Genomic DNA, 4,520 nt, shown 5'->3' on the forward strand with positions numbered 1-4,520 from the left:
TAGAGCATTTTGCTTTTGAAATTATTCAATTTCAAAAGCGGCGCTGCCATCATTTCGCGTCCAGAACGCGGTCTGGACGCTCATTCGGCGCGGGCGTCCGCTCCCGCGGCCGCCAGAGCGTTTAGCTAATTTTATTAGCAAAACGCTCTAAGAGCCTATTCCGTGCGCCATATTCAAAAAAAAGCCGCTCCCCAACGGAGAGCGGCAAAAAGTCCGGCGTGCGGCGAAAAGCTAGGAATTGGCGGCCTTGAGCAGATCTTCAACCATGGAAAGGCTCGGCGTCGCGCCGGCTTCCAGGCCGCAGAGGCCGCGCACGGCCAGCATGAGCATATCGAACTGAAGGGCCATTTCCGTGACGCCGTTATCAATGATGCAAGTGTCGCCGCGCACGGAAAGCCTGTAGGCGTGGCGGCTGCGATCCTGCCCGCTGGAACGCACGATATAATAAACCTGCTCATTATTTTCAGTGACATAAAGTTTTTGACGGGTGAGCATGCCGTGCTCCTCGTCATACCAGGAGCACTCCGAAAACAGACGACCGCGAAATTGAAGATCGCTGCCGTTGTCATGTTTCAGACAAATCTCTTCCATCGTTTTCTGCACGTCCATTCCTTCCTCCACACCCTCTGGCATATCCTTTCCTGAGGCAGGCTAGCACTGCAGGCGAAGGATTGTCAATAATCGCAGCAAGCAAACAACAAAATCGCATCCTTGATTCTGATTTTTTCCCAATCATCTGTGAATGCGGAAGAAAAAATGCGCAAACTCTAGAAATAGTCTTGCGGTTCCTGAAAAAAATTCACGAGGAAGTCTTTTATTGTTGCCTGCGGCCCAAAGTCGCCTCTTACGCAAAGGCAGGGCGTGCCCCGACCGGAAAGGTGCTTTTGCCAAGGCTGCTGCCGTGCGGACAGCCTGAGCGGGAAAGCCCGGTCCCGGCTGCTTCGCATTGCGGTTGTCAGGTCAAAACCTTTTATGTCGTGCCTGAGATACAGGAAAAACTCTTTTTTTCAAGATTGTTACGTTCGTTGCGTTCGCTTGCGGAAGGCGTGGCCTGCCGCGCATCCTGGAGGGCAAAGCGCGCATAGCAGCGGGCCACGGGTGATGCAGGGTCCATGTGCGCAAGAAATTTCCCGTAAGGTCGGGCCGCGTCTTCAGCCAGCGCGGCGCGCCGCGCCGCTTCAGGAGCCCGCGCGGCAAGCGCGGCTCCCCCCTCCTCGCCGTGGGCCGCGGCCCCTGCCAGCACTGTTTTGCCCAATGTCAGGGAAACCTTCACGCCGCTGAAAAACGGACACTCCATAAAGGCATTGACCCGTTCCAGAATCTCGCCGCTCAAAAGGTGCAGCTCCTGGACAAGCATGGCGTCTTCCGCGCCGATCAGGAGCAGATCCTTATGATGGCCCAAGGGCAGAGCCAGCGGGGCCAGCTCCGGGCCCATGACCATGCTCCAGTTCTGCCAGAGCCGACAGAGCCGCGCCCGCTCCGGGCCGCCGCCCAGGGCTTCCAGCACCGAGGCCAGCACCCTGCCGGCCGTGGTGGGCTGGGAAGTTTTTTGCCGCTTGCGCGTTTGTCGCAAGGCCATGTCTTCCTCTCTTTACTTCGCTCCCCGAAGCCCGCGGCTTCGGGCGATGCCGGGGCATCGCCGCCAGGGCTGGCGCATTTTCTGCGGCAGCCCTGACCGGTCCGCAGGAAGTTCTTGACTATATCCGGATAAGCTGATATTTGTATCAACATACATTGATTTAGTCAGGACAACACGGACGCGGCATGACGATTCTTCATTTCAAAGCCCTTTCCGATGAAACCCGGCTGCGGCTTGTGCACATTTTGCTGCATTATGAGCTCTCGGTCAACGAGCTGGTGCGCATTCTGGGCATGGGCCAGTCAAGGGTTTCCAGGCATCTGAAAATTCTCACTGAAGCCGGGCTGCTCACCTCGCGCCGGGACGGGCTGTGGGTTTTTTACGCCGCGCCGCGCGCCGGAGAGGAACGCGATTTTCTGCGCGCCGTGCTGCCTTTTGTGCATGCCGATGCCGCCATGCAGGCCGATCTGGGCATGGCCGCCCAGATTCTTGAGGAACGCGCCCGCAAAACCCGCCAGTTTTTCAATGCCATTGCCGAAGACTGGGACGAACTCAACCGCGAGGTGCTCGGCGCGTTCGATCTGCCCGCGGCTGTCTGCGCGGCCGTGCCTCAGGGCTGCGGCACGGCCGTGGACCTGGGCTGCGGCACCGGCGCTGTGCTCAGCCGCCTGCTGCCCCTGGCCCGGGGCGTGATCGGCGTGGACGGCTCGGCCCGTATGCTGGAACTCTGCCGCCGCCGTTTCAATCCGGACGAGCCCGCGGCCGGGCGCGTCTCCCTGCGCATAGGCGAGCTGGATCATCTGCCCCTGCGCGATGGCGAGGCGGACTTTGCCTGCATCAATCTGGTGCTGCATCACTTGTCCGAGCCGGTGGCGGCCCTGCGCGAGATCCGGCGGATTCTGGCCCCGGGCGGCCGCCTTTTTGTGGCGGACTTTCTGCGCCACAACGACGAAACCATGCGCAGCCGCTATGGCGATCGCTGGCTTGGCTTCAAGGAAAGCGATCTTGCCGACGGCCTGAGCCGTGCGGGCTTTACGCGGATCGGCCGTCAACGGCACGCCGTGGGCCGGGGGCTGGAGCTTGTGCTGTTCAGTGCCGAAGCGTGCTGACGCAGAAAAAACAACACTTGCAAGGAGACGATCATGACCAAAGCACTGGATTTGAGCCTGCCGCATAAAGTGGCGGATCTCAGCCTGGCCGACTTCGGCAGGAAGGAAATGCAGCTTTCCGAGCGGGAAATGCCCGGCCTCATGGAGTGCATCAAAAAATACGGCCCTGAAAAGCCCCTCAAGGGGCTCAAGGTCATGGGCTCCCTGCACATGACCATTCAAACGGCCATGCTGATCAAAACCCTGCACGCCCTGGGCGCGGACATCCGCTGGGCCTCATGCAATATCTTTTCCACGCAGGATCACGCGGCCGCGGCCGTTGCCGAGCTGGGGCTGGCCAAAGTCTTTGCCTGGAAAGGCGAGACCCTTGAGGATTACTGGTGGTGCACGGAAATGGCCCTGACCTGGCCCGACGGCACGGGCCCGGATCTGATCGTGGACGACGGCGGCGACGCCACGCTGCTGATCCACAAAGGCGTGGAAGCCGAGGACAATCCCGGCATCCTCACACAAAAGGCCGAAAGCAGGGAGTTTCAGTGCGTGCTTGACCGCCTGGCCCTGCGCCTCAAGGAAGATCCGCGGCACTGGCACAAGGTGGCCGCAAAGATCAAAGGCGTTTCCGAAGAGACCACCACCGGCGTGCATCGTCTTTACCAGCTGGAAAAGGAGGGCAAACTGCTCTTCCCGGCCATCAACGTCAACGACTCGGTGACCAAATCCAAGTTTGACAATCTCTACGGCTGCCGCGAATCCCTGGCCGACGGCATCAAGCGCGCCACGGACATCATGGTGGCCGGCAAGGTGGTCGTGGTCTGCGGCTACGGGGACGTGGGCAAGGGCTGCGCCCAGTCCATGCGCGGCTTTGGCGCGCGCGTGCTGGTCACCGAGATCGACCCGATCTGCGCGCTCCAGGCCGCAATGGAAGGCTATGAAGTGACCACGGTGGAAGACGCACTGCCCCTGGGCGACATTTATGTGACCTGCACCGGCAATTACCATGTGATCACCGGCGCGCACATGGAAGGCATGAAGGACGAGGCCATTGTCTGCAATATCGGCCACTTTGACAATGAAATAGACATGACCTACCTGGAGAGCACGCCCGGCGTGAGCAAGCTGAACATCAAGCCCCAGGTGGACAAATGGACCCTCAAGTCCGGCCGGAGCATCGTGGTTCTGGCCGAAGGCCGTCTGGTCAACCTGGGCTGCGCCACGGGGCATGCCAGCTTTGTGATGTCCAACAGCTTTACCAACCAGACCCTGGCCCAGATCAAACTGTCCAGGGAAGCCCTGGAAACCAAAGTTTATACCCTGCCCAAGGAACTGGATGAAGAAGTGGCCCGCCTGCATCTTGGCCGGCTGGGAGCCAAGCTGACAAAACTCAGCCCGGAGCAGGCCGCCTATATCGGCGTGCCGGTGGAAGGCCCGTACAAAAGCGCCATGTACAGGTATTGATTTCGTTTGCTGGCAAGCGTTTTTTCCAGCCCTGCAAACGTGCGTCGCATGTTTGCAGGGCTGTTTTTTAGAGGGATTCACCTTTGAGATGGCTTTCTTAGAGCAATTTGACTTTTATTTTATTTAAAAATCGTTTAGATTGCAGAGATGAAATTTGCATCTGAAGAAATCCGAACCAAGGCTGTTCATGCGTATCTTGATGGAAAAGCAACAGCCAGGCAATTGGCAGATATTTTAGGTTATACCCCGGCTAGCATCTGCAATTGGGTCAGAGCTTACCGTGAAAACCAACGATTATCAGCCAAACCCAATGGCCATCGCCCAAGTTGTTTCTCATGCGAGGAGATTCGGGAATTGCAAGCCCTTCTTGATAAAAA

General features: G+C 58.6%; 5 protein-coding genes. 3 read left to right on the forward strand and 2 right to left on the reverse strand.

The genetic code is table 11. The features are described 5' to 3' along the window. Positions 1–231 precede the first annotated feature (231 nt). A complete protein-coding gene (locus G7Y52_RS14530; protein ID WP_165073150.1) occupies positions 232–609 on the reverse strand; it encodes a hypothetical protein in 378 nt (125 codons plus the stop codon). Between the two features lie 361 nt (positions 610–970). Next, positions 971–1,579, reverse strand: coding sequence for a DUF721 domain-containing protein (locus G7Y52_RS14535; protein ID WP_165073143.1), 609 nt, complete (start codon positions 1,577–1,579; stop codon positions 971–973). A 185-nt stretch (positions 1,580–1,764) separates the two neighbouring features. On the opposite strand from G7Y52_RS14535, the gene G7Y52_RS14540 reads away from it, so the two are divergent. The 3 genes from G7Y52_RS14540 to G7Y52_RS14550 form a co-directional block, all read left to right on the forward strand. Next, positions 1,765–2,688 carry a metalloregulator ArsR/SmtB family transcription factor gene (locus tag G7Y52_RS14540; RefSeq protein ID WP_165073145.1) on the forward strand — a complete coding sequence of 308 codons (924 nt, stop codon included), beginning with the start codon at positions 1,765–1,767 and terminating at the stop codon, positions 2,686–2,688. 33 nt (positions 2,689–2,721) lie between these two features. After that, positions 2,722–4,143, forward strand: a complete 1,422-nt coding sequence (gene ahcY, locus G7Y52_RS14545; RefSeq protein WP_165073148.1) for an adenosylhomocysteinase — start codon at positions 2,722–2,724, stop codon at positions 4,141–4,143. Positions 4,144–4,290: 147 nt separating this feature from the next. Then, positions 4,291–4,520, forward strand: a 230-nt coding sequence (locus G7Y52_RS14550; protein ID WP_165065509.1) for a helix-turn-helix domain-containing protein, incomplete at its 3' end; no start/stop codon positions are given.

Source organism: Desulfovibrio sp. ZJ200 (assembly GCF_011039095.1).
GTDB lineage: Bacteria > Desulfobacterota > Desulfovibrionia > Desulfovibrionales > Desulfovibrionaceae > Desulfovibrio.